This window comes from Leptotrichia sp., assembly GCF_057270615.1.
On the sequence record NZ_DBHIXN010000108.1, the window covers coordinates 1 to 2,570 of the forward strand.

Annotated in this window: 3 protein-coding genes; all 3 read right to left on the reverse strand. The window is 29.6% G+C overall.

Annotation, left to right across the window (positions count from 1 at the left end; genetic code table 11):
• Positions 1–44: 44 nt before the first annotated feature.
• A complete protein-coding gene (gene mutL, locus ACO409_RS10615) occupies positions 45–1,580 on the reverse strand; it encodes a DNA mismatch repair endonuclease MutL (protein ID WP_485557081.1) in 1,536 nt (511 codons plus the stop codon).
• Between the two features lie 72 nt (positions 1,581–1,652).
• Complete coding sequence (locus tag ACO409_RS10620) at positions 1,653–2,216, reverse strand: hypothetical protein (RefSeq protein ID WP_485557083.1); 564 nt, start codon at positions 2,214–2,216, stop codon at positions 1,653–1,655.
• 233 nt (positions 2,217–2,449) lie between these two features.
• Positions 2,450–2,570 (reverse strand): zinc ribbon domain-containing protein (locus tag ACO409_RS10625; RefSeq protein WP_485557085.1); only part of this gene is annotated, 121 nt, incomplete at its 5' end.

Sequence of the window (2,570 nt, forward strand, 5' to 3'; positions counted from 1 at the left end):
TGCAATTTATCTCACGACTAAAGTTGCGAGTGTTCTTGTACTATTTAATAAATTTCCAGTTCCTCATCTTTCCGAACCAAAATATACGTATCAAAAATCTGTCCCAAAATATCATAATGAACCTGTTTTCCAATATGCTTTTCAAACGTTCCTACTCTATAATATTCACTTTCAGTATTTTCATTTACACTATTATAATTTTTTCTTTCGTTAAAGTTTTTATAATTTTCAAAATTACTATTTTTACTCCAGTTTCTATTATCTTTTTCACTCTTTTTCAAATTAGAATTTTCAATATTTTGTGAGTTTTCCACATTATTTTCCACAGGTTTATTCAAATTCTCATTCATTTTTTTCCAAATTTCATCAAGACTCGAATCATTTTTTTTATTGCCATTCTCTTTTTCATCATTTTTCTCAAGATTATCTCCTGCAAGCCTACTTTCCCCTTCCAATTTCTCACTATTTTCTTTCCCGTCAAAAGTTTCCAAACTTAAAATTTTCTGATTTTCACCCTTTAAAATATCATCAGAAAACAAATCATCTTTTTCTACTGCGACATTTTCATTAATATTAATATTTTTCTTTATTAAATCAATGTTTGGCTGCCAGTTTTCCCTATCATTATAGTAAAAAAAGTCATCAATTGCTGATTTTATCTCATTATAAACAATTTTATCATTTGAGAATTTTACTATTTTTTTAGATGGATGAACATTCACATCTATTTCCTTTGGATCAGCATTATAAAAAATAATAGCAAAAGGATATTTCCCCTTCATTAACTTAGTATAATAGCCATCTATAATAGCTCTCTCAATAGTTGCTGACTTCACATACCGATTATTTACAAAAGTAAACATAAAATCCTTTGAACTTCGTAAAATTTCCACATTTCCCAAATATCCATATTCAAATTTTTTCAAATTTTTTAAAACTGATTTTCCAAATAATTCAAGAATTGTATTTTCAATTCCTTTTCCACTTGTCTTTACCGTACTTTTCCCATCTAGCTCAAGTGAAAATGCCACATTACTGTTGGAAAGTGCCTCCTTTAGCACAATATCCCTAATTTTTCCATACTCTGTTGACATTTTTCTCAAAAATTTTCTCCTAGCAGGCGTATTGTAAAATAAATCTCTAACTTCCATTTCCGTCCCAACATTTCTCGAAACTTCCTCAAATTTTCTCACAACTCCGCCATAACAGCCGATTCTATACCCCACAGGACTATTCTTAGAACGTGTAGCAATCGTAAGCTTAGACACTGCCGAAATAGACGACAGAGCCTCTCCACGAAAGCCATAAGTACTTAAATTAAAGACATCCTCCTTTTCCTTAATCTTAGAAGTGGCATGCCGCTCAACTGACAAAAGCGTGTCATCCTTATCCATCCCAATTCCATTATCATTTACTTTAACGTCCACTCCACCTTTAAAAACTTCAATTTTTATCATTGTAGCCTTCGCATCCAGCGAGTTCTCAATCATTTCCTTAATCATTGAAGCTGGATTTTCTACAACTTCCCCAGCAGCAATAATATTTGATACTTTTTCATCTAATATTTTTATATATCCCACAATTTATCCTCCTTTTTCTATGTTGTTTTTTTATTTTTATTGTAAAATTTTAAGTTTTTGCCTTAAAAATCTTTAATTTTGAGTAAGTGAGTTAAACTGCAAATTAAAGAACATTGCTTTGTTGAATTGTGGACTTTCTTGCATTTCCCAATTATCGTTATGTTTTACATATACAATATCAAATGTTTCTTCAAAATATCTTAGATTAGGATCATTCAATTTTTCATTTACAGATTCTTTTAAAAATTGCGTAGTCAATTTTATTATTTCATCTTCTGACCTCACAGTAGGGTTTGGTGATTGCAAAAGTCTTTGTCTTTCTTCTAATATTTTCTTTTTAAATATTTCTATTGCTTCTGATAAATCAGGATATTTTATAGTAATATTTACAATAATTTTATTTTTATTTTCTTTTTTTGTTTTATTAATTTTATAGGACATTTTTTTATATCCTTCATCAATTGCTTCAAATGTTATAGCAGCCATTTTATTATGATTTAATGATTTATAGCCTCCGTTTCGAGTGAATTCTATTAAATTTTTTAAATCATTTTCAATAATTTTTTTATCATTTTGACAACTTGTTATTGTAAATATTAAGATTAATCCTACAATAATTGAGAATATTTTTTTCATATTTGCTTCTTCTTCCTCCTTTTTCATCAGTTTTTCTTTTTTAAGAAAAATACAGCCATCACACAAACAATTAATCCAGTAACCGCAGGCGTCAACATTGAAAATGCACTCTTGCCAGGTGAACTACTCCCGCTTTTAGAAGCGGGAGCTTCTTGGGAAGTATCTGCGTATGACTAGCCAAATATATTTACCAAGCTCTTCGGGCAGTCCCTGCCCTGTTTTCTTTTATTTTCTTAATATTCCAACATCGCTTTTCCAATGTTTTTTATATTCAATGCCGCATTGTAATCTTTATCAATTTCAATTCCGCAGCACTCACATTTATAACTTCTTTCTGATAATTCCAGTTTCTCT